General features: G+C 67.3%; 20 protein-coding genes. 9 read left to right on the top strand and 11 right to left on the bottom strand.

Translation table 11 applies throughout. From position 1 onward, the window contains the following. Positions 1-101: 101 nt before the first annotated feature. Entirely contained in the window at positions 102-851 is a 750-nt protein-coding gene (gene queC / locus LGR64_RS24040) for a 7-cyano-7-deazaguanine synthase QueC (RefSeq protein WP_230357175.1), read from the bottom strand. A gap of 97 nt (positions 852-948) precedes the next feature. On the opposite strand from queC, the gene LGR64_RS24035 reads away from it, so the two are divergent. Then, the gene (locus tag LGR64_RS24035) at positions 949-1,638 is read left to right on the top strand and encodes a glutathione S-transferase family protein (RefSeq protein ID WP_012203189.1); all 690 of its coding nucleotides are present in this window, start codon (positions 949-951) and stop codon (positions 1,636-1,638) included. A gap of 32 nt (positions 1,639-1,670) precedes the next feature. Here the strand turns inward: LGR64_RS24035 and LGR64_RS24030 are convergent, their stop codons facing one another. Beyond that, positions 1,671-3,212, bottom strand: coding sequence for a M20/M25/M40 family metallo-hydrolase (locus LGR64_RS24030; RefSeq protein WP_230357173.1), 1,542 nt, complete (start codon positions 3,210-3,212; stop codon positions 1,671-1,673). 94 nt (positions 3,213-3,306) lie between these two features. On the opposite strand from LGR64_RS24030, the gene LGR64_RS24025 reads away from it, so the two are divergent. Then, positions 3,307-4,557, top strand: a complete 1,251-nt coding sequence (locus LGR64_RS24025) for a multifunctional CCA addition/repair protein (protein ID WP_230357171.1) — start codon at positions 3,307-3,309, stop codon at positions 4,555-4,557. 10 nt (positions 4,558-4,567) lie between these two features. On the opposite strand, the gene LGR64_RS28645 is transcribed toward LGR64_RS24025, so the two are convergent. After that, complete coding sequence (locus LGR64_RS28645; protein ID WP_161787014.1) at positions 4,568-5,452, bottom strand: IPTL-CTERM sorting domain-containing protein; 885 nt, start codon at positions 5,450-5,452, stop codon at positions 4,568-4,570. 529 nt (positions 5,453-5,981) lie between these two features. Then, positions 5,982-7,940 carry a sensor histidine kinase gene (locus tag LGR64_RS24015; protein WP_230357169.1) on the bottom strand — a complete coding sequence of 653 codons (1,959 nt, stop codon included), beginning with the start codon at positions 7,938-7,940 and terminating at the stop codon, positions 5,982-5,984. A 68-nt stretch (positions 7,941-8,008) separates the two neighbouring features. Here LGR64_RS24015 and LGR64_RS24010 point away from each other — a divergent pair, with 68 nt between their 5' ends. Next, positions 8,009-8,692 (top strand): response regulator transcription factor, encoded by a 684-nt coding sequence (locus tag LGR64_RS24010; RefSeq protein WP_013804275.1) that lies wholly within the window; start codon positions 8,009-8,011, stop codon positions 8,690-8,692. Positions 8,693-8,733: 41 nt separating this feature from the next. Here LGR64_RS24010 and trxC read toward each other — a convergent pair whose 3' ends face one another. Together trxC and LGR64_RS24000 are read right to left on the bottom strand one after the other, a co-directional pair. Continuing rightward, complete coding sequence (trxC, locus tag LGR64_RS24005) at positions 8,734-9,168, bottom strand: thioredoxin TrxC (protein ID WP_012203184.1); 435 nt, start codon at positions 9,166-9,168, stop codon at positions 8,734-8,736. Between the two features lie 74 nt (positions 9,169-9,242). Then, complete coding sequence (locus LGR64_RS24000; RefSeq protein WP_012203183.1) at positions 9,243-9,437, bottom strand: DUF2905 domain-containing protein; 195 nt, start codon at positions 9,435-9,437, stop codon at positions 9,243-9,245. Positions 9,438-9,582: 145 nt separating this feature from the next. Here LGR64_RS24000 and LGR64_RS23995 point away from each other — a divergent pair, with 145 nt between their 5' ends. Continuing rightward, positions 9,583-10,479 (top strand): hypothetical protein, encoded by an 897-nt coding sequence (locus tag LGR64_RS23995; RefSeq protein ID WP_034398130.1) that lies wholly within the window; start codon positions 9,583-9,585, stop codon positions 10,477-10,479. Between the two features lie 27 nt (positions 10,480-10,506). On the opposite strand, the gene LGR64_RS23990 is transcribed toward LGR64_RS23995, so the two are convergent. Next, positions 10,507-11,520 (bottom strand): class I SAM-dependent methyltransferase, encoded by a 1,014-nt coding sequence (locus LGR64_RS23990; RefSeq protein ID WP_198820519.1) that lies wholly within the window; start codon positions 11,518-11,520, stop codon positions 10,507-10,509. Between the two features lie 116 nt (positions 11,521-11,636). On the opposite strand from LGR64_RS23990, the gene LGR64_RS23985 reads away from it, so the two are divergent. From LGR64_RS23985 to LGR64_RS23970, 4 genes are all read left to right on the top strand, one after another. Then, positions 11,637-12,422, top strand: coding sequence for an SDR family oxidoreductase (locus tag LGR64_RS23985; RefSeq protein WP_012203180.1), 786 nt, complete (start codon positions 11,637-11,639; stop codon positions 12,420-12,422). Positions 12,423-12,464: 42 nt separating this feature from the next. Then, positions 12,465-12,836 carry a dihydroneopterin aldolase gene (locus LGR64_RS23980; RefSeq protein ID WP_013804281.1) on the top strand — a complete coding sequence of 124 codons (372 nt, stop codon included), beginning with the start codon at positions 12,465-12,467 and terminating at the stop codon, positions 12,834-12,836. After that, positions 12,830-13,822, top strand: coding sequence for a tRNA 2-thiocytidine(32) synthetase TtcA (ttcA, locus tag LGR64_RS23975; protein ID WP_043825704.1), 993 nt, complete (start codon positions 12,830-12,832; stop codon positions 13,820-13,822). The genes LGR64_RS23980 and ttcA overlap by 7 nt, the downstream gene beginning before the upstream one ends. Positions 13,823-13,899: 77 nt before the next feature. Next, positions 13,900-14,595, top strand: coding sequence for a DUF4136 domain-containing protein (locus tag LGR64_RS23970; protein ID WP_230357167.1), 696 nt, complete (start codon positions 13,900-13,902; stop codon positions 14,593-14,595). Positions 14,596-14,669: 74 nt separating this feature from the next. Here the strand turns inward: LGR64_RS23970 and LGR64_RS23965 are convergent, their stop codons facing one another. From LGR64_RS23965 to LGR64_RS23950, 4 genes are read right to left on the bottom strand one after another with little or no spacing between them, the layout of a single operon-like run. Beyond that, positions 14,670-16,397 carry a dipeptide ABC transporter ATP-binding protein gene (locus tag LGR64_RS23965; RefSeq protein ID WP_230357165.1) on the bottom strand — a complete coding sequence of 576 codons (1,728 nt, stop codon included), beginning with the start codon at positions 16,395-16,397 and terminating at the stop codon, positions 14,670-14,672. Beyond that, positions 16,394-17,332 carry an ABC transporter permease gene (locus LGR64_RS23960; protein WP_012203172.1) on the bottom strand — a complete coding sequence of 313 codons (939 nt, stop codon included), beginning with the start codon at positions 17,330-17,332 and terminating at the stop codon, positions 16,394-16,396. Before LGR64_RS23960 ends, LGR64_RS23965 begins: the two co-directional genes overlap by 4 nt. Further along, entirely contained in the window at positions 17,329-18,294 is a 966-nt protein-coding gene (locus tag LGR64_RS23955; protein ID WP_012203171.1) for an ABC transporter permease, read from the bottom strand. Before LGR64_RS23955 ends, LGR64_RS23960 begins: the two co-directional genes overlap by 4 nt. Positions 18,295-18,300: 6 nt before the next feature. Next, the gene (locus tag LGR64_RS23950; protein ID WP_230357164.1) at positions 18,301-19,893 is read right to left on the bottom strand and encodes an ABC transporter substrate-binding protein; all 1,593 of its coding nucleotides are present in this window, start codon (positions 19,891-19,893) and stop codon (positions 18,301-18,303) included. 355 nt (positions 19,894-20,248) lie between these two features. Here LGR64_RS23950 and LGR64_RS23945 point away from each other — a divergent pair, with 355 nt between their 5' ends. Continuing rightward, complete coding sequence (locus tag LGR64_RS23945) at positions 20,249-20,740, top strand: DUF2501 domain-containing protein (RefSeq protein WP_016446524.1); 492 nt, start codon at positions 20,249-20,251, stop codon at positions 20,738-20,740. The last annotated feature ends 12 nt before the right edge of the window (positions 20,741-20,752 follow it).

Genomic DNA, 20,752 nt, shown 5'->3' with positions numbered 1-20,752 from the left:
AGGGGGACGACACCCTCGCTGCGGGGCGGCCCTTGCTCGGTGTCCCTCGCCTTGGGCCGCGCCGGTTTTGCGCGCTGCGCCAGATGGCTCTTTGCCGGCGCCTAGCTGGCCTGTGCGCGCTGTACCTGCCACTGCTTCCAGCCGCGCGAGCGCAGGTCGCAGGCGGGGCAGGTGCCGCAGCCGTAGCCCCAGTCGTGCAGCGTCTCGCGCGTGCCCTGGTAGCAGGTGTGGGTGTCGCGCTGGATGAGGTCCACCAGGGTGTCGCCGCCCAGGTCGTGGGCCATTTGCCAGGTCTGGGCCTTGTCTATCCACATCAGGGGCGTTTCGATGCGCAGGCGCCGCTCCAGGCCCAGGTTCAGGGCGAGCTGCATGGCCTTCATGGTGTCGTCTCGGCAGTCGGGGTAGCCGGAGTAGTCGGTCTCGCAGACGCCGGTGACGATCACCGACAGGCCGCGCCGGTAGGCCAGCGCGCCGGCCAGGGTCAGGAACAGCAGGTTGCGGCCGGGCACGAAGGTGTTGGGCAGGCCGTCGGCCTGCATGGCGAAGGCCACGTCCTCGGTCAGGGAGGAGCCGCCGATCTGTTGCAGCACGTCCAGCGAGAGGACATGGTCATCGCCCAGGCGCGGAGCCCATTGGGGAAAGTCCCTGGACAGCCGCTCGCGCACCTGCTGGCGCACCTGCATTTCCACGCTGTGGCGCTGGCCATAGTCAAAACCCAGGGTCTCGACGCGCTCGTACAGCGACAGCGCCTGCGCCAGGCAGGTGGTCGAATCCTGGCCGCCGGAAAACAGGACCAGCGCAGCCGTGTGGCGCGCCGCTGGCGCCTGGGGAGAAGAGCTATCGTTTTGCATGGCACGCATTAGAGCGCGCCCAGGCAGCGCCCGGCTCCTACATGGGTTTTCCTGCCATGCTTGCTAAGCTGTAGGGCCTATCGCGGAGGTTGCGGCCATGCTCACGCTCTATATCGGCAACAAGAATTATTCGTCCTGGTCCATGCGCCCCTGGGTGCTGATGCGCCAGGCCGGCATTGCTTTCGAAGAGGTCATGCTGCGCTTTGACAGCTTCGAGGAGCAGTCCGCCTTCAAGCAGCGCGCCCGCGCGCTCTCGCCCTCGGGCCGCGTGCCTGTGCTCATGGATGAAGGCATGGCCATCTGGGACAGCCTGGCCATCTGCGAGTACCTGGCCGAGAAATTCCCTGAAAAGCACCTGTGGCCCACGCTGGCGCTGAACCGCGCCCGCGCGCGCAGCCTCTGCGCCGAGATGCACAGCGGCTTCGGCGCCCTGCGCTCGCTGTGCCCGATGAACATCGAGGCCCAGCTGCCCGAGGTCGGCGCGCGGCTATGGGCAGAGAACGTCGCACTGCGCGACGATGTGCAGCACCTGTCCGAGCTGTGGCAACCGCTGCTGTCCACGGCCAGCGGCCCCATGCTGTACGACCAGTTCAGCATCGTCGATGCCTTCTTCGCCCCCGTGTGCATGCGCCTGGCGACCTATGAGCTGCCCGTGGCACCGGCCATCGACGCCTATGTGCGCCGCGTGCGCGCCCTGCCGGGCGTGCAGGACTGGGTGCAGGGCGCACTGGCCGAGCATGATTTCCGGCCATTCGAGGAACCGTACCGCACGGCTGCAGCAGGCTGAGTGCCTCCTGTCTGCTGCCAGTCTGCCGCCTGTCAGAACGGCTCGGCCAGCAGATGCACCAGGCTGTGCACGCCATCGAAGTAGTTGCCCAGGCGCATGTTCTCGTCAAAGCTGTGCTGGTTGTTGTCGGCATTGACCAGGGGCACGATGACGAAGGGAATCTTCAGCGCCTGCACGGCCGCGCCCGTGGGCACGGTGCCGCCCATCATGCGGATCTGCACCGGGTCGCTGTCCCAGGCCTTGTTCATGCCCTTGCGCAGCCACTGGCCGACAGGGGCGTCCAGCGGTGTGCGAACGGCAGAGCCGGAGGCTGATACACCGCCCAGCTTGAGGGTGGCGAGCCTGGGGTGGCTGGCACGCTGCTCGGCCGTGGGCGGGCCATCGACCAGATGGAAGCCCTGCGCCTCGATATGGGTGCGCAACAGCTTCTCCAGCCGCTCGGGAGGCGTCTCGGGCACGGTGCGCATGTCGATCTCGGCCACGGCCACGGAGGGCACCACGGTACGCGCCTTGCTGCCCACCTCGGCGCTTTGCAGGCCGCGCACGTTCAGCGAGGGGTACTGCATGGACTCCTGGTAGTTGCGTCCCACGGTCTCGGCCTTCGCAATGCCCAGGCGCTTGCGCAGGGCGGCCTCGTCGTCGGGCACGGCCTGCATCACCTCGCGTGCCTGCGCATCGAACTCGATGCCGTCGTAGTAGCCCTGGATCAGCACCTTGCCGTCATCGCCCTTCATGCTGGCCAGCAGGCGCGCCAGGGTCTGGGCCGGATTGGCCGCGTAGTTGCCGTAGTGGCCGCTGTGCAGCTCCTGGCTGGCGCCATAGACAGTGAGCGTGGCCTGGGCAATGCCCCGGTTGCCGAACACCAGGGTGGGCCGGTTGCTGGCGTGCATGGGGCCGTCGAGCACCACCATGGCGTCGGACTTCAGCGCGCCCAGGTTCTCGCCGATCACGCGGCCCAGCGTGGGAGAGCCCTTTTCCTCTTCGGAATCCAGCAGCACCTTGATGTCCACGCCCGGCTGCTTGCCCTGGGCCTTGAGCGCATCCAGCGCCGCCAGCAGCATGACGATGGGCGCCTTGTCGTCCGATGACGAGCGCGCAAACACGCGCCACTGCGGATCGGGCTGCTCGCCGTACAGCTGCTCCAGCGGCAGCGCGGCCCAGCGGCCATCCGGCTGGCGCTGCTTGAGCGTGGCCTGCCAGGGGCTGGCCTGCTGCCACTCCTCGGGCTTGACGGCCTGGCCGTCCAGGTGGGCGTAGAAAAGCACGGTCTTGCGCCCGGGCCCAGCCGACGGCAGCGTGGCCATGAGCATGGGCTTGTCGCCATTGGGCAGTTGCCGCACCTCGAAGCCCCGCCGCTCGAAGGCCTTGGCAAACCAGGCCACGTTCTTCTGGATGTCGGCCGGCACATTGGCATCGTTGGGCAGGGCCAGCACCTCGACCCATTCATGCAGGCTGGCACGGGCCGCCTGGCGGGTGGTGTCGGCCAGCGGTGCGGCGCTGGCTGCGGACAGCAGGCCGGCAGCCGCCAGGCCCAGGATCAGGGCGGGAACACGCGGTCTAAAGGACCAAGCCATGGTTTTGTCTCCAAATGGAAAATCGGCATGCGGCGCCCCTCGGCGCCCGGCGCAGCCCGCCATCATGTCACCGCCCAGGCCGTACCATTGCGGGATGAGCGAATTTCAGGTGTACATGGTGGGCGGCGCGGTGCGCGACCGCCTTCTGGGGCGGGCCGTGCATGACCGCGACTGGGTCGTGGTCGGCGCCACGCCCGAGCAGATGGCCGAGCGCGGCTTCATGCCCGTGGGACGGGACTTCCCCGTCTTCCTGCATCCCGAAACCCACGAGGAGTACGCCCTGGCGCGCACCGAGCGCAAGAGCGGGCCGGGCTACCGCGGCTTCGTCGTGCAGGCGGCGCCCGACGTCACGCTGGAGCAGGACCTGGCCCGGCGCGACCTGACCATCAACGCCATGGCCGCCCCCGCGGATTGGGATGGCAAAGGCGCCATCGACGACCCCTACGGCGGCCAGGCCGACCTGCAGGCCCGGGTGCTGCGCCATGTGACCGATGCCTTTCGCGAAGACCCGGTGCGCATCCTGCGCGTGGCGCGCTTTGCGGCACGGTTCCACGAATTCACGGTGGCACCGGAAACCATGGCCCTGATGCAAGAGATGGTGGCCGCTGGCGAGGTGGATGCCCTGGTGCCCGAACGCGTCTGGCAGGAGATCAGCCGGGGCCTGATGGAGCGCCGGCCCTCGCGCATGTTCGAGCTGCTGCGCGAATGCGGTGCGCTGGCCGTGCTGCTGCCCGAGCTGGAGCGCCTGTGGGGCGTTCCCCAGCGCGCCGAATACCACCCCGAGGTCGATACCGGCGTGCACGCCATGATGGTGCTGGACATGGCCGCGCAGCTGGACACCCCGCTGCCCGTGCGCTACGCCTGCCTGGTGCACGACCTGGGCAAGGGCACGACCCCGGCCGATGTGCTGCCGCGCCACATAGGACACGAGCACCGCAGCGCCCGCCTGGCCGAAAAGGTGGGCGAGCGGCTGCGCGTACCCACCGACTGCCGCGAACTGGGCGACGTGGTGGCGCGCGAGCACGGCAACATCCACCGCAGCGGCGAGCTCAACGGCGCCGCCATCGTGCGCCTGCTGGAGCGCTGCGACGCCATCCGCAAGCCCGCGCGCTTCGAGCAGGCCCTTGCGGCCTGTGAATGCGACGCGCGGGGGCGTCTGGGTTTCGAGGACCGGCCCTATCCCCAGAGCGCCCGCCTGCGCGATGCGCTGGCTGCCGCGCTGTCCATCTCCACCTCGGACATCGCGGCCCAGGCCGCTGCGCGCGGCAAACAGGGCAAGGCCATAGGCGAGGCCGTGCAGGCAGCCCGCGCCCAGGCCGTGGCCGATTGGCTGGCCAGGGCTTGAAGAGCCGGCATCAGGCGCGGCGACGCAGCTTGCGCACACCGGCCATGGCCAGCAGCGAGGCCATCAACATCATGGCCCACTCGGAAAGCGTGGGCACCGGCTGGGGCACGGGCACAGGTGCAGCCGTGACCGTCAGCAAGGCCGTTTGTGTGCCTGCGTCAAAGCCGGCCTGGGCAGCCTGCGACGCTGTGATGGTCGTGGTTCCGGCGGAAAGCAGCGTCAACGCTCCCGTCGCGGGGTCTATGGTCGCCACGGCCGGATTGCTGCTGGCATAGCTGATGGGGGCGGGACTGTCACTGGTTGCCACCATGGTCTTGCCGGTCGCGCCCACAGCGGCGCTTGCCGGGGCCAGGGTGATGTTGGCTGGCAGGCGCGTCACCGTCAGTAACGCCGTTTTCGTCGCTGCGGCAAAGCCGGCCTGTGCGGCCTGCGAGGCCGTGATGGTCGTGGTGCCGGCGGAAAGCAGCGTCAAAGCGCCCGTGGCAGGATCGATGGTCGCCACGGCAGGATTGCTGCTGGCATAGCTGATGGGCGCGGGACTGTCGCTGGTCGCCACCATGGACTTGCCGGTCGCGCCCACGGGGGCGCTCTGCGGGGCCAGGGCCATGTTGTTCGGCAGCAGTGTCACCGTCAGCATGGCCGTTTTCTTCCCTGCGGCAAAGGGCAGTGGGTCGGCCTGGGCGGACTGCGATGCCGTAATCAGCGTGGACCCTCCGGCAAGCAAGGTCACGGCACCCGTGGCGGGATCAATGGTGGCCACGGACGGGTTGCTGCTGACATAGCTGATGGGCATGGGGCTGTCGCTGGTCGCCACCATGGACTGGCCTGTTGCAACGATGGACACGCTCAACGGTGCCAGGGTGATATTGGGCACCACGCCTGCGGAGAAAGTCACGCTGCCAGTAAAGGCTTGCGCAGGGAACGTGGTCGCGACCATGACATAGGTGGTCGTTGCATCCAGATTGGCAACAAATTGAGGCAGCCTTCCACCAGCGCTGTCGTCATCGCAGCCCACCAAGTTCGCTGTGGGGTTGGCAGGATTGAAGCTGTTTTTGTACAAGGCCAGAAACGAGTCGCTGGTTCCCACCTGAGCCGTGCCCGTGAAGGAATAGGTTGCAGCATTTCCGGTGGTAAAACTTGCCGTGCCATAGTTGTGCGAGCCGACAATAATGTTGCAGTTGGCCAGCCCGCCCAATGGGTTGGACGCCACGTTGAAGCTCAATGCTCCGTTGACGTTCGCGGTGGTGGTCGTGGCAGCAATCGCCGAGGCGGGCAAGCAATGCGCTGCGGCAAGCGCTAGCAGTGCCGCCAGATTCCGTGGGGTATTTTTCATGCCTGATTCAATTGGAAACTATTGGAAACAATTGCCATTGAATTTAGCAAGCATCGCCCAGACGAATCTGAGCGAATCTGAGCATCGATCCTTACTCGCCGAATGCCTGCGCAGGCAATGCCATCCGCAGGCACACGGGCACCTCCCCGCCGCAGGACACCAGCGTCACGCTGCCTCCCAGCCGTTCGGCGATGCGCCGTACCAGATACAGACCGAGGCCTGCGCCCGGCCGCTGCCTGGCGTTTTTCCCCCGGTAGTAGCGTTCGAACAGCTGGCCCTGGTCCTCTTGCGCGATCCGCTCTGCGGGATTCGAGACCTGGATCTCCAGACCCTCAGCCTGCTTGGTCACGTCCAGGCGGACCGATTCGCCCTCGGGCGTGTGGCGGTCTGCATTGGCCAGCAGATTGCGCAGCGCGATGCGCAGCAGGCCGGCATCGGTGATCAGTTGCTGCGTGCCCCCGCCCAGGTGGCAGACGATGCGGCCGGGCGCAAAGTCCAGGCACAAGCCATCTACCAGCGCATGCAGGTCGCAGGGCTGCAGGCGTGGCTCGGCATGGGGCTGGGGGTCGGCCATGCGGTCGTCGGCCAGGCAGTCGTCCACCAGAGCCAGCAGGCGCTGTGCGGCTTCGCGGATGTTGCGGCTGCGTGCCAGCGTCTTGTCGGGCGGTGCCGCCAGATTGCGCGCCAGTTGCTGCGCACTGGTCAGGATGATGGCCAGCGGTGTGCGCAGTTCGTGCGAGACCATGGCGACAAAGTCGCGCTGCTCCTGGCGGACCCTGCGCTCCAGCACCAGTGCCTCGCTGAGTTCACTCTCGCGCAACTGGCGCTGCACAAGCTCGGCCTCCAGCAGCACCTGCTCCCGCTCTCGAACGCGGCGCCTGTGCTCGTATCCGCCGATGATCCAGCCGCTGAGCAGCAGCATGTGCGCCATGGTGCCCAGCGCGGACGCATGCGTGGACACCAGCGCGGTCAGCGCGTTCATGGGCAGCCAGCCCAGGTTGCGCAGAAAAGAGATCAGCACGCCGGCATAGAAGATGCCGAACGCCAGCATGAAGAACCGTGCCGGGGCATGGCCGCGCCGCCACAGCCAAAGGGCGAACGCGAGAAAGCCCAGGGCCAGCGGCAGGGTCATGGTCTGCACCGGGATCATGCCCGCCGAGTAGTGCCCCGACACCACCAGCAGCATGCAGCACAGGCTGAACAGCCACAGCAGCGGCACGATCTGGCGCACCAGCCGCGGGTACAGCGACGCCAGGTCCAGCTGCCTGCAGGCCAGTTGCATGGAGATCGCCAGGGCGGCGGCAATGCCGCATCCCAGCAGGCGGTCGCTCCAGAACCCGGGCAGGCCCGTCAACTGCTGCACCAGTCCCAGCGACACCACCTCATTGAGCACGCAGACGCTGAGATAGGCCAGGAACAGGCCGCTCAAGGGTGCCCGCGTGCCCAGCCAGAACACCAGCTGCACGCCGATCAACAGCAGGTACAACCCGAAATACAGGCCGAACGACAGGGCCTCACGCCGCGTGTGGTTGTCGAACGCCAGTCGCTGCCACAGATCGATGCGGGTGACGAGCGCGTTGCGCGCGCGCAGGCGCACCAGCAACTCGTAAGACCCGGCAGCAGGGGGCTCGAACTGGAATGCCGGACTGCGGTAGTCCACCGGCCAGGCGTGGCGCGGCACTTCTTCGCCGCTGCGCCCCAGCAACTGCCAGGGGCCACCGGATCTGCGCACGTGAACCTCCACCTCGTCCAGCAGGGCATTGCCCAGCAGCAGCATCCAGCTGCCGGGCTGCTCCACCTGCAGCGGCATGCGCAGCCAGACCGCCGCCTGCGTGAAGCTGGCGTTCAGGTGCCCGGGCAGCGGCTGCCATCCGGGGGCGGCGTCGGCCTGCCCGGAGTCGAGCAGGCCAGCGGCGTCATCGAGCCGCTGCCACTGACCGGCGGTCTCCAGCATCGGCACATCGGGGTTCAGCAGGAGCGCCTGGGCCTGGGTCAGCAGCGGACACAGCAGCCAGGCCAGCAGCAGGAGGGTTGCACGGTAATATCGCATCGGAGGTCCACTACAGGGCCGCCAGCGTACACCAGCCTCCCGGCCTCGCCGCTCCGCCCCTTCCCCCCATGCTTGATGTGATCCTGCTCGAAGACGAGCCCGTGCTGCGCCATGAACTGGGTGAATTCCTGGAGGGCCTGGGCTACGCGCCGCAATGCGTTGCCAGCCTGCAGGAGTTCGACCGCCACTTCGACGCCCGGCGCCACCGCCTGGCCATCATCGACATCGGCCTGCCCGATGGCAGCGGCCTGGCCCTGATCCAGCGCCTGCGCCAGCAGGGCCAGCAACTGGGCATCATCGTGTTCAGCGCGCACAACACCAGCGCCAACCGAATCGACGGCCTGGAAAACGGAGCCGACCACTATCTGGGCAAAGGCTGTGATCTGGACGAGCTGGAGGCCACGCTGGCCGCGCTGGTGCGCCGCCTGGGCCTGCAGCAGCGCCAGGCGCGCTGGCTGTTGCAGCTGGGTCCGAGCCGCCTGCTGCCCCCATCGGCCCCGCCGGTCGCGCTCTCACAGCAGGACCTGCTGGTGCTGCAGTGCCTCATGGGTCAGGCAGGCACCGAGGTGAGCCGCCGAAAGATCGTGCAAGCCCTGGGCGGCGACTACCTGGTCTACGACCAGCGCCGCCTGGACACCCAGATGCGCCGGTTGCGCCGCAAGGTGGAGGAGGCCAGCGGCCAGCAACTACCCGTCAAGACGCTGCGCAACAGCGGCTATTGCTTCTACCAGGCGGGCGAAGTGCAGGCCTGAGGACGGGCCTGAAGGCACCCGACCTTGGGCCTGCAGAGAAATCAGACGACCGAACGCACCCACCGCACGATCTCGCCGGCTGGCAGGGCGCCGGAGACACGGGCGATCTCGCGCCCTTCCTTGAACACCACCATGGTCGGGATGCTGCGGATGTTCCAGGGCGCGGCAGCCTGGGGATGGGCTTCGGTATCGAGCTTGGCCAGCTGCACCCCGGGCGCCAGCGCCTGCGCCGCCTGCTCGAAGGCCGGCGCCATCATGCGGCAGGGGCCGCACCAGGGCGCCCAGAAGTCGACCACCACCGGCGCCTGGCTGCGCCCCACATGCCTGGCAAAGCTTTGCGCATCCAGCGCCACGGGCTGGCCGGTGACCAGCGGCTGGTGGCAGCTGCCGCAGTCAGGCGCGCTGCCGAGCTGGTCGGCCGCAATGCGGTTGGTGGTGTGGCAATGGGGGCAGACGAAATGCAGCTTGTCGGACATGGGCGGCCTCTTGTTCGGAAGTCATGGGGCAATGCCTGCATATACGGGCGGCGCGCCCGTGCTTCAAGCCATGCTCAGACCAGCTTGGCGATCAGGGCGGCAATCACGCTGAGCAACACGGTGCTGGCAATGGGCAGAAAAATCACGCGGCCGAACAGGCGAAAACGGAAGTCGCCCGGCAGGCGGCCCAGGCCTATGCGCTCCAGCCAGGCGTGCAGGCCATTGAACAGCAGCAGGGCCAGGAAGATGACGAGGAGCCAGCGGATCATGGCGCCGAGTGTACGGCGGCGGCGCGTCATGGGCGGGACACATGAGCGTCCTACATTGGGAAAGTCCCGTGGCGGGAGGCTTCGGGACCATTCGCGACAAGCCCCCTTCTTCCATGGCTCCATGCCGCAACAAGACAACCCCACCATGCAACACACATCCAGGCGCCTTCTTCTCGCCATCCTGCCTGCCGCCCTGCTGGCGGCCTGCGCCAGCGCTCCGGCCCCCACCACGGCAGCCGCAGCGTCGGGCGCCATCGACAACAGCGCCCTGCAGCGCAGCGATTTCCGCGCCCACCAGGCCACCTATGGCCTGGTCTACCGACTGCCGGCCGATGCCACGGCCATCATGGACAGCCAGGTCACGCCCGTGGTGCACGAGCAGTTGCTGCGCCTGAAGCTGGTGGCCGAGGCCAACACCTTCAACCTGCCCCATGTCACCGTGGTGCATATCCACAGCGCCGACCCGACCACGCCGCGCAAGATGCTGGCCGCCCTGCCGGCATTGCCGCCCGTGCTGCAGGACGTGCACTTGAAGAATTTCTACACCACCGAGGCCGCCAAGGGCGCCGGCAAGCCGTGGTGGCTGGACCTGGGCATCGTCAAGTCCGGCCCGGCCTACGAAGCCATGATGGACTTCAACACCCGCGCCACCGCCGCCATGGCACCGCTGCGCGACGGCCCGCTGCCGCGCGTGACGGGGCCCGTCTATGCCCGCATGAACGATTCGGCCAAGGCCATGGTGCAAAGCGTGGGCGTCAGCGGCATCAACCAGGTGCAGGCCGGCAAGGAGGTGCGCAGCCACAACCCGCACAACACCCTGGTCTACAGCGAAGCCACCTTCACGCCCGAGATCGAGCGCGCCATGGGCGAGACCGCCGCGCGCCTGAACCGCATCCTGCCCGGCGGCTTCACGACCACGTTCGAGAACCTGTCCATCGTGGAGCTGGGTTTCTCGGGCAACGTCACGCGCGAGATCTACCGCATCAACCTCAAGGACCAGACGGCCTACGAGGTGAGCAACGGCCGCAGCGTCCAGCGCTGAGGCCCGGGGCGGAGCTCTGGCCGGCGGCTACAGGCGGTGCGTGCGGTCGCCGCGCACAAAGCCCATGGCGTCCCAGGGCTCCACGCCCTTGGCCAGGCCGATGACCTTGAACAGCTCACCCATCTCGTGCTCCATCATCAGCTTGGTGGCCATGGCGCGCGGGCCCTGGGCCAGGGCGTCGAGCTTGGGTCCCAGGCCGCAGTTGATGAGGAAATGGGCCTGCGAGGTATAGCCCAGCACCTCGAAGCCGGCCTCCTGCGCGGCCACGGCCGTGCCCGTGAAGTTCACGTGGGCCGTGATGTCCTTGAGGCCGACCTCGGCCAGCGGGTCGTCGTCCACCTTGTGCAGGCGGTGGCAGACCAGGGTGCCCATGTGGCGCTGCGGGTGGAAGTACTCGGACTCGCCGAAGCCGTAGTCGATGAAGAAGGCAGCGCCCCGCGCCATGCGCTCGCCCAGCGTGCGGATGAAGGCCTCGCCCTGCAGATGGATCTCGGTCAGGTAGTCGTGCTCGCCCTCGATCTCCATGGGCGGGCGCAGCTGCGTGGGCCGGTCTTCCCAGCCCAGGCTGCCGTCCGGCTGCAGCACCACGCCGCGCTCGTGCCAGACACCTGCCTTGCGCACCAGCAACTGCACGGGCATGGCATCCAGCACCTCGTTGCCGATGACCACGCCTTCGAGCCGATCGGGCAGGGCATCGGCCCAGTGCACCAGTCCTTCGTACTTCACCAGCCTGAGCTGCTGGCGCGCACGCAGCGTGCCCGACAGATCGACGATGGTGTAGCGGTCCGGCCGCACGCCCAGGGCGGCCAGTTCGTCCAGCACCTGCAGTGCCAGCGCGCCCGTGCCGGCACCAAACTCCCAGACTTCGCGGGTGTGCGTGCGCTGCAGCGCCTCGGCCACCTGGGCGGCCAGCAGCTGGCCGAAGACCGGGGACATCTCGGGCGCGGTCACGAAATCGCTGCCCGACGATGGCATCAGCCCGAACTTGGCGGTGTCATTGGCGTAGTAGCCCAGGCCCGGCTCGTACAGTGCCAGGGCCATGAAACGGTCGAAAGCCAGCCAGCCTCCAGAGGACGCAATCTCTTGCGCAACACGGGATTGCAGGGCGGCCGTTAAAATTGAGGGTTCTGTCGTCACGATCCGTACATTGTCCTCGAATGTCCACACCTGCCCGAACACGCACCGTTTTGGTGACCGGCGCGGCCCGCCGCCTGGGGCGCGACATCGCGCTCGCGCTTGCCAGCGCCGGCTGGCAAGTGGCCGTGCACTACCGCGACTCGCACGACGAGGCGCTGGAGACGGCCGCCGCCTGCGCTGAACTGGCCGGCGACAGCGCCGCCCTGGATGCCGATTTCTTCAACGAGGATTCGGTGCGCTCCCTGGTGCCGCGCGCTGTGGCGCACTTCGGCCACCTGGATGCCGTGGTCAACAACGCCTCGCTGTTCGAGCATGACGATGCAGGCAGCTTCAGCTACGTGGCCCTGGAAGCCCACCTGCGCAGCAACACCGGCGCGCCCATCCTGCTGGCCCAGGCGCTGCATGCCCATATCGAGGACCGCGTGGCGGCCGGCGAGGAGCATGCCAGCGGTGCCGTGATCAACATGCTGGACCAGAAGCTCTGGAACCAGAACCCCGATTTCCTCAGCTACACGCTGTCCAAGGCGGCTCTCGAGGCCGCCGGCACCATGCTGGCGCTGGCGCTGGCACCGCGCGTGCGCGTCGTCGGCGTGGCCCCGGGCCTGACGCTGACCAGCCACATGCTGAGCCAGGAGCGCTTCGAGTCGCTGCACCGCCTCAGCCCGCTGGGCCGCTCGTCCAGCGCGGCCGACGTGGCCGCCACCGTGTGCTTTGCGCTGGACAACCAGTCCATCACCGGCACCACCTTGCTGGTCGATGGCGGCCAGCACCTGCAGCGCTTCGAGCGCGACTTTTCCATGATGTAGGCGCCCGCGCGCGCCACCCCAAACACTCCACGGCTTTTCCCCATGCACTCCGCCACCGGACAACAGATCCTGACGCTCACGGGTTTGCGCTTCGACGCCAACCTGGGCATCCTCGCCCACGAAAAACAGATGCCCCAGCCCATCCAGGTCGATGCCGAGCTGAGCCTGGGCACCCAACCGCTGGCGCCGCGCGACGACGACATCCTGCATGTGCTGGACTACCGCAAGGTGCGCCAGATCATCATCGATGAATGCACGGCCGAGCATGTGAACCTGCTGGAGAGCCTGATCGGCAAGCTGGCCCAGCGCCTGATGCAGCTGCCCGGCGTGCTGGGCGTGCGCGTGAAAATCGCCAAGCTGGAAATCTTTGAAGACTGCGAAGTGGCCATTCGCATAGAAACCGGACAATGGTGAACCCCATGAATGCAGTGACCGACAACCCCTGGCTGGCCGAAGAAGCCGCCCCCGAAACCGCCGCCGCCGATGCGGATGCCCAAGCCAATACCGCGAACGGCAACCGCATCAAGATCGAGCGCGAACAGGTCAAGCTGGAAAAGCGCCTGTGCCGCGAGGTGGGCCGCGCCATCACCGACTTCAACATGATCGAGGAAGGCGACAAGATCATGGTCTGCATGTCGGGCGGCAAGGACAGCTACACGATGCTGGACGTGCTGCGCAAGCTGCAAAAGCGCGCGCCCGTCAAATTCGAGCTGGTGGCTGTGAACCTCGACCAGAAGCAGCCCGGTTTTCCCGACCATGTGCTGCCCGAGTACTTCAAGAGCATCGGCGTGGACTACCACATCGAAACGCAGGACACCTACAGCGTGGTCAAGCGCGTCGTGCCCGAGGGCAAGACCACCTGCGGCCTGTGCTCGCGCCTGCGCCGCGCCATCCTGTACAAGGTGGCCGACGAGCTGGGCTGCACCAAGGTGGCCCTGGGCCACCACCGCGACGACATCGTGCAGACGCTGATGCTCAACATGTTCTACGGCGGCCGCATGAAGGGCATGCCCCCGAAGCTGGTCTCGGACGACGGCAAGCATGTGGTGATCCGCCCGCTGTGCTACGTGCCCGAGAAGGACACCGTCCGCTGGGCCCAGTACCAGAACTTCCCCATCATCCCCTGCAACCTCTGCGGCAGCCAGGACGGCCTGCAGCGCGTGGCCGTGGGCGAGCTGCTGCGCGAATGGGACAAGAAATTCCCGGGCCGCGTGGAAAGCATGTTCCGCGCCATGGGCCACATCGTGACCACGCACATGATGGACCCCGAGCTGCACGACTTCAAGAACGCCAAGGCCACCGGCATTGCCGACCCCAACGGCGACATGGCCTTCGACCATGAAGAGATGCCCGTCTCCGCATCACTGCCCGGCCTGCAGGTGGTACAACTGTCGTCCTGACGGCTGAACCTATAACAATCGCCCCACTCCAACCAAGGCCCGTGCAAACGGGCCTTTTTTCGACCAAGGAGTACACCATGAAGCTGCGCTGCATCCATGTCCTGGCCATCGTGGCCACGGCCTTGCTCACGGGCTGCGCCAGCGTGCGCGAAGTCCAGAGCACCGTCCAGAGCTATTCCACGCTGGGCGCCCTGCCCGCGCCGCCCACCTACCGCCTGGAAGTGCTGCCATCGCAACGCGAGGCGCAGACGCACTTCGCGGCCATCGAGTCCCAGGCCCAGCAGGCCCTGGGCCGCGTGGGCCTGCAGCGCGACGACTCCCGGGCCAGCCTGATCGTGCAGATCGGTGCCGACGCACGCTATGCGCGCGACTACGCCGCCTGGCCCTACTACGACCGCTGGGGCGGCCCGCGCTGGGGTTGGGGCTTGGGCTACGGGCGCGGCTGGGGCATGGGCTTTGGCGGCAGCTTCATGTTCGACGGCCCGCCGCTGGAGTACTACCGCGCCGTCAGCATCGTGATGCGCAACGCCACCACGCAGCAGATCGTCTATGAGACCTCGGCCCAGCGCCAGGATGTCTGGACCGACGACCCGGCCATCTTCGGCATCCTGTTCGACGCCGCCCTGACCGGCTTCCCCAACCCGCCCAAGGGCTCGCGCGTGGTGCGCACCACCATCGGACCGGTGCAGCAGGGTGGCGCGCCGGCGCAGCCGCCGGCCCAGGCGGCACCTGCAGCGCAGGCCGTGCCGGCCACGCCAGCACCCGCCCGGTAAGCCATCGCGCCCCCAAAGCAAAGGCCTGCATCCGCAGGCCTTTTTTTCATGGTGATGGCGCTTGAAGCAGTGCCTCAGTGCACATGCTCCATATCAGGCACGGCAGCCATCAACGCGCGCGTGTATGCATGCTGCGGTGCATCGAGCACGGCGCCGGCCTCGCCGGCCTCGACCAGGCGGCCGCGCTGCATGACGCCGATGTCGTCGCACATGTGGCGGATCACGGCCAGGTTGTGGCTGATCAGCAGATAGGTCAGGCCGAACTCCTCCTGCAGGTCGCGCATGAGGTTGAGCACCTGGGCCTGGACCGAGACGTCCAGCGCCGAGGTGGGCTCGTCGCAGATGATGAATTCTGGCCGGCTGGCCAGGGCGCGCGCGATGGCGATGCGCTGGCGCTGCCCGCCCGAGAACTGGTGCGGGTACTTGCGCGCATCATCGGGCTTCATGCGCACGCGGCGCAGCGCCTCCTGCACGCGCTCGGCCGTCTCGTCCTTGCCGGCCGTGAGGGCCAGCACCTGCAGCGGCTCGGCAATCAGTTCCTGCACGGTCCAGCGCGGGTTCAGGCTGGCATACGGGTCCTGGAAAATCATCTGGAAGCGCCGGCGCATGGCCACGGTCTGGGCGGCCGGGCTCCACTTGTCCACGCCGTCGAACAGCACGGTGCCGCTGGTCGGGGGCGTCAGCCCCGCCACCATGCGCGCCACCGTGGATTTTCCCGAGCCGGACTCGCCGACCAGGCCGAAGGTGGAGCCCTTGCGGATGGAGAAGCCGACGCCGTCCACGGCCTTGAGGATCTTTTTGTCCTCGCGCGCCAGCAGCCGGGCCAGCCAGCCGCTGGACAGGTCGAACTCCTTGCACAGATCCCTGACCTCCAGCAGGGCTGCCGCGGGCTCCTGCGCTCCGGCCCTGGGCTGCCAGGGCACGGCGGGCGCGGCCGGGCCGCCGCCCACCTCGGGCACGGGCAGGCGCTGCACGCGGTGGTGCACGCTGGGAATGGCGCCCATCAGCACCTGGGTGTAGGGCTGCTGCGGCGCGTCCAGCACCTGGCGCACGGGGCCGGTTTCCAGCACGCGGCCCTGGTACATGACCATGACGCGGTCGGCCGTCTCGGCGATGACGCCCATGTCGTGGGTGATCAGCATGGCGGCCGCGCCGCGCTCCTTGCACACACGGCGCAGCAGGGCAATGATCTGCGCCTGCACGGATACGTCCAGCGCCGTGGTGGGCTCGTCGGCAATGATGAGTTCGGGCTCGGCGCACAGCGCCAGGGCGATGGCCACGCGCTGGCGCATGCCGCCCGAGAACTGGTGCGGATACTGGGCCATGCGCTCGCGCGCCTGCGGGATCTCCACCTCTTCGAGCAGGGCCAGCGCGCGGGCTTCAGCCTCCTTCTCGGAGACGGGCAGGTGCGTGCGGATGGTCTCCACCAGGTGCCGGCCCACGGTATAGACCGGGTTCAGGCTGGTCAGCGGGTCCTGGAAGATGGAGCCTATGCGCCGGCCGCGTATGCGCCGCAGGTCCTCGTCGCGCAGCGTGTCGATGCGCTCGCCGCGCAGCTGCACCGTGCCGGCCGAGATGCGGCCCGGCGGCTCGATCAGGCCGATCACGGCGGCGCCCGTCATGGACTTGCCAGCGCCCGACTCGCCGACCACGCCCAGGATCTCGCCGGGCGCGATGTCGAAGGACACATCGTCCAGCACCTGCACGGGGCCCTTGTAGGTGTCGAAGGTGACGGACAGGCCGCGAACGCTCAGCACCGGAGGCTGTGCAAGGGGCTGCCCGGATTCTTGTGTCGTGCTCATTGCAGCTTGGGGTTCAGTGCGTCGCGCAGCCAGTCGCCGACGAGGTTGACGGACAGCGCCAGCGCCAGCAGCACCAGCGAGGGGAACAGCAATATCCACCACTCGCCCGAGAACAGGAAGCCTTGGCCGATGCGGATCAGCGTGCCCAGCGAAGGCTGGGTGGGCGGCAGGCCCACGCCCAGGTAGGACAGCGTGGACTCGGCCACGATGGCATGCGCGAAGCTGATGGTGGCGATGACCAGGATGGGCGCCAGCAGGTTGGGCAGGATGTGGCGCACCAGAATGGCCACGCGGCTGCGGCCAATGAGCTGGGCCGCCAGCACGTAGTCCTTGTGCTTTTCCACCATCACCGCGCCGCGCACGGTGCGTGCGTACTGCACCCAGTCGGACAGGCCGATGGCCACGATGATCACGAAGACCGCCATGTCGTCGCGGTAGCCCTCGGGCAGCAGGCCGCGTGCGATGCCGAAGACCAGCAGCGCCACCAGGATCACAGGAAAGGTCAGCTGCACATCGGCGATGCGCATCATCAGCGTGTCGAACCAGCCGCCCGCATAGCCGCAGACCAGGCCCAGCGGCACGCCGATCAGCAGGGACAGCCCCACGGCCGACACGCCCACCAGCACCGACATGCGCAGCCCGTAGAGGATGGCGCTCCACACATCGCGGCCCTGGTCGTCCGATCCCAGCGCGTACAGCGTGCCGCTGGTGCCCGCCTGGCCCGGCGGCGTGAAGGCATCCATCAGGTCCAGATTGGCCGGATCGAAGGGGTTCTGCCAGGCCAGCCAGGGCGACAGCAGCGTGGCCGCCACGATCAGCGCCAGCACCAGCGCCGCCGCCTGCACCAGGCGCGAGCGTGCAAAGGCGCGCTTGACCGGCGAGTCGCTGGCGCGCCAGCCCGTGGGAGGGATTGCTTGTTTGGCGGAATCGGTCATCGGTTTCTCAAGCGGGGGTCCACGATCACGTACAGGAAATCGACGAGCAGGTTGATGCCCACGTACAGCAGCGCGATGAACATCAGGTAGGCGGCGATCAGCGGCACGTCCACGCCCTGGATGGAGGAGATGAACAGCAGACCCACGCCGGGCCACTGGAACACGGTCTCGGTGACGATGGCAAAGGCGATCAGCGAGCCGATCTGCAGGCCCGCGATGGTGATCACGGGAATCAGGGTGTTGCGTAGCGCATGGCCAAAGTACAGGTCGCGCTCGCGCAGCCCGCGCGCGCGGCCGAAACGCATGTAGTCGGCGCGCAGCACCTCCAGCATCTCGGCGCGCACCAGGCGCATGATCAGCGTCATGTTGTAGAAGCCCAGCGTGATGGCCGGCAGGATCAGCGCCGACCAGCCAGAAGCCGTCAGCAACCCGGTCTCCCAGCCGCCCAGCTTCACCGTCTCGCCGCGCCCGAAGGACGGCAGCCAGCGCAGCTCCACGGCAAACAGGTAGATCAGGGCGATGCCGATCAGGAAGGTGGGCAGGGACACGCCCACCAGCGACACCGTCATGATCGAGCGGCTCAGCCAGCCCTCGCGCCGTATGGCCGTATACACGCCCAGCGCCACGCCGATGACCAGGGCGAACAGCGCCGCCGTCATCGCCAGCTCCAGCGTGGCGGGCAGGCGCTCGGCAATGATCTCGGTCACGGGGCGCTTGAGCCGGTAGGAGATGCCCAGGTCGCCCTGCAGCACCTTGCCCACGTAGCCCAGGTACTGCAGGGGCACGGGCTTGTTGAAGCCCAGGCTTTCCGTCAGCGCCTCGCGCTCGGCAACCGTCGCGTCCTCGCCCAGCAGGCTGATCGTGGGATCGCCGATATGGCGGAACACCATGAACGAGACAAAGGAAACGGCCAGCAGGACCAGGGCGGACTGGCCCAGCCGGCGCAGCAGATGGACCAGCATCGGTGCTTACTTCTTCTCGAACTTGACGAACTTGAAGTGCAGCGCGTTGTCCGGGTGCACGGGCACATTGATCCGGGGCACGGACGCGAAGTGGATCACCTGGTCATGCAGCGCAATGTAGAAGCGCTCCTTTTGCACCGTCTCCCAGATGCTCTTGATGGTGGCATCGCGCTTTGCCTTGTCGCTCTCCGAGGACAGGGACAGGATCTTGGCATCCACGTCGGCATTGCTGTAGTGCGTCGCGTTCTGCGCGCCACGGCTGTCCTTGCCGCGCGTGTGCACCAGGAAGTCGAAGATGTAGGCCGAGTCATAGGTGGGCACGCCCCAGCCGTACAGGTAGAAGTCGCTGTCCGCCTTGGTCAGCGACACGCTGTGCATGGCGATCGGCCGGGCCGAGACTTCGGTCTTGATGCCGATGCGGCCCAGGAAGCCCGCCACCGCCGTGGCAATGGCCTCGTCGTTCACATAGCGGTCGTTGGGCGTGTTCAGCGTGATGGTGAAGCCGTTGGGGTAGCCCGCCTCGGCCAGCAGCTGCTTGGCCTTGGCGGCATCCGCCTTGGGATAGGCCGCAAAGGCCTTGTCATAGCCATTGACGAACGACGGCGCGATCACGCCCGTGGGAATCGACAGGCCGCGCATCACCGAGCGCTTGATCGCATCGCGGTCGATGGCCAGCTCGATGGCCTGGCGCACCTTGGGATCGGCCAGCGGATTCTTGCCCTTGACGTTGCTGCTCTTGAGCTCTGCCGCACCCACGTTCAGTCCCAGGAAGATGGAACGGTTCTCGGGGCCTTCATTGATGCGCAGGCGCTTGTCCTGCTTCAGGCGCGCCACGTCCTGCGCGGGAATGTCCTGTGCGAAGTCCACCTCGCCCGACAGCAGGGCCGCCACGCGCGTGGCCGGGGACTTGATGGGCAGGTAGATCAGCTCGGTCACCTGCAGCGGGAACTGGCCCTTGCCCCAGTAGTCGGGGTTGAGCTTCATCACCGTCTTCGAATCGACCTCGCGGCTGGCCAGCACATAGGCGCCCGTGCCGTTGGCCGCGCGCGTGGCGCCGTTCTCGGTCTTGCTGGCCGTGTCCTGCGTGGTCTCGGCGCCGTTGGCCTTGGACCACTTCTCGCTCATGATGAACAGGTTGGTCAGGTTGTCGGGGAAGATCAGGTTCGGGCCCTTGGTCTTCACCTGCACCGTGAGATCGTCCACAGCCTTGGCCTCCTCCATCGAGGACAGCAGGGACTTGACCTGGGCGTTCTCGCCCTTGGCGCGGTTCAGCGAGAAGACCACGTCGCGCGCCGTGAACGGCGTGCCGTCATGGAACTTGACGTTGGGACGCAGCTTGAACTCCCAGACCGACGGGTCGGAGGTCATCTTCCACGAGGTGGCCAGCGTGGGCACCAGCTTGCCGTCGGCCGAGCAGATGACCAGGGTTTCGTAGATCTGGTGCAGCAGCACGAAATTGGTGCCCACGTTGAAGGCATGCGGGTCCAGCGAAGTCGGATCGGAGCCGCGCGCCCAGCGCACGGTCTCGGCCTGGGCCAGCGCGGCCGAGGTCAACAGGCCTGCGGCCAGCAAAGAACTGCCCAGAATCTTCATGATCATTTGTCTGCTCCCCTGTGGATTGATTGGAAGGGCGGCGGTCATGCGACGCAGCAGCCCGGGCGCCGCAAGAAGCGGGCCATATAGGTGCGCCCCACTGTAAATAACTTTTACAGCTTGTTGAATTGATTTTTATACTTAAAAGCCATTTCCAAATAACAAGACCGCCACCTGCGGCCCGCCATTGGCGTGCGGCCATCATAGACAGGCCAACGGCTTTGACAGCTAGTGAAAACGCGAAAGACCGCCACGGCCCGCTCTGGCAAAGGTTTGCAATCGGGCACAGGTCTGCGCCGCACGGCGTGCTAATTTCAGGCCCTGTATCGAGCCTGCGGGTTGCCGCGGAAAGGAAGCATCCATGAAGACATCCATTGCCAGCGCACTGCTGTGCGCCATGCTGGGCCTGGGCGCCCTGCCTGCCCAGGCGTCGGGCCTGGGCGACTCGCTGCGCCAGGCCTCGGGCCTTGGCGGTGACAAGGCCGCCGCCAGCAGCGAAGGCGCCGGCTCCGGCCTCGGCGGCATGCTGGGTGCGGGGGCAGGCGGTGCGGGTGCGCTGTCCGCCCTGGGCCTGAGCCCCTCGGCCACGGCCGGCAATGCGGCAGGCGTCATCTCCTACTGCATGAAGAACAACTACCTCAATGCCGACAAGGCGGCCCAGGTCAAGGACCAGTTGCTGGGCAAGCTGGGCATGCAAAAGCAGGAAGAGCCCAAGGACACGGGATTCCAGAACGGCCTGGGCGGCTTGGTCACCGGCTCCAACGGCAAGAGCTTCAGCATCGACAAGCTCAAGGGCGACCTCAAGGAGAAGGCCTGCGATTTCGTGCTGGACAACGCTAAATCGCTGATCTGACCCCCTGAGCGG

The sequence above is a fragment of the Delftia sp. Lp-1 genome, assembly GCF_020523835.1.
GTDB classification, from domain to species: Bacteria; Pseudomonadota; Gammaproteobacteria; order Burkholderiales; family Burkholderiaceae_C; genus Comamonas; species Comamonas acidovorans.
This window is presented reverse-complemented; position numbering and strand designations above follow the sequence as displayed.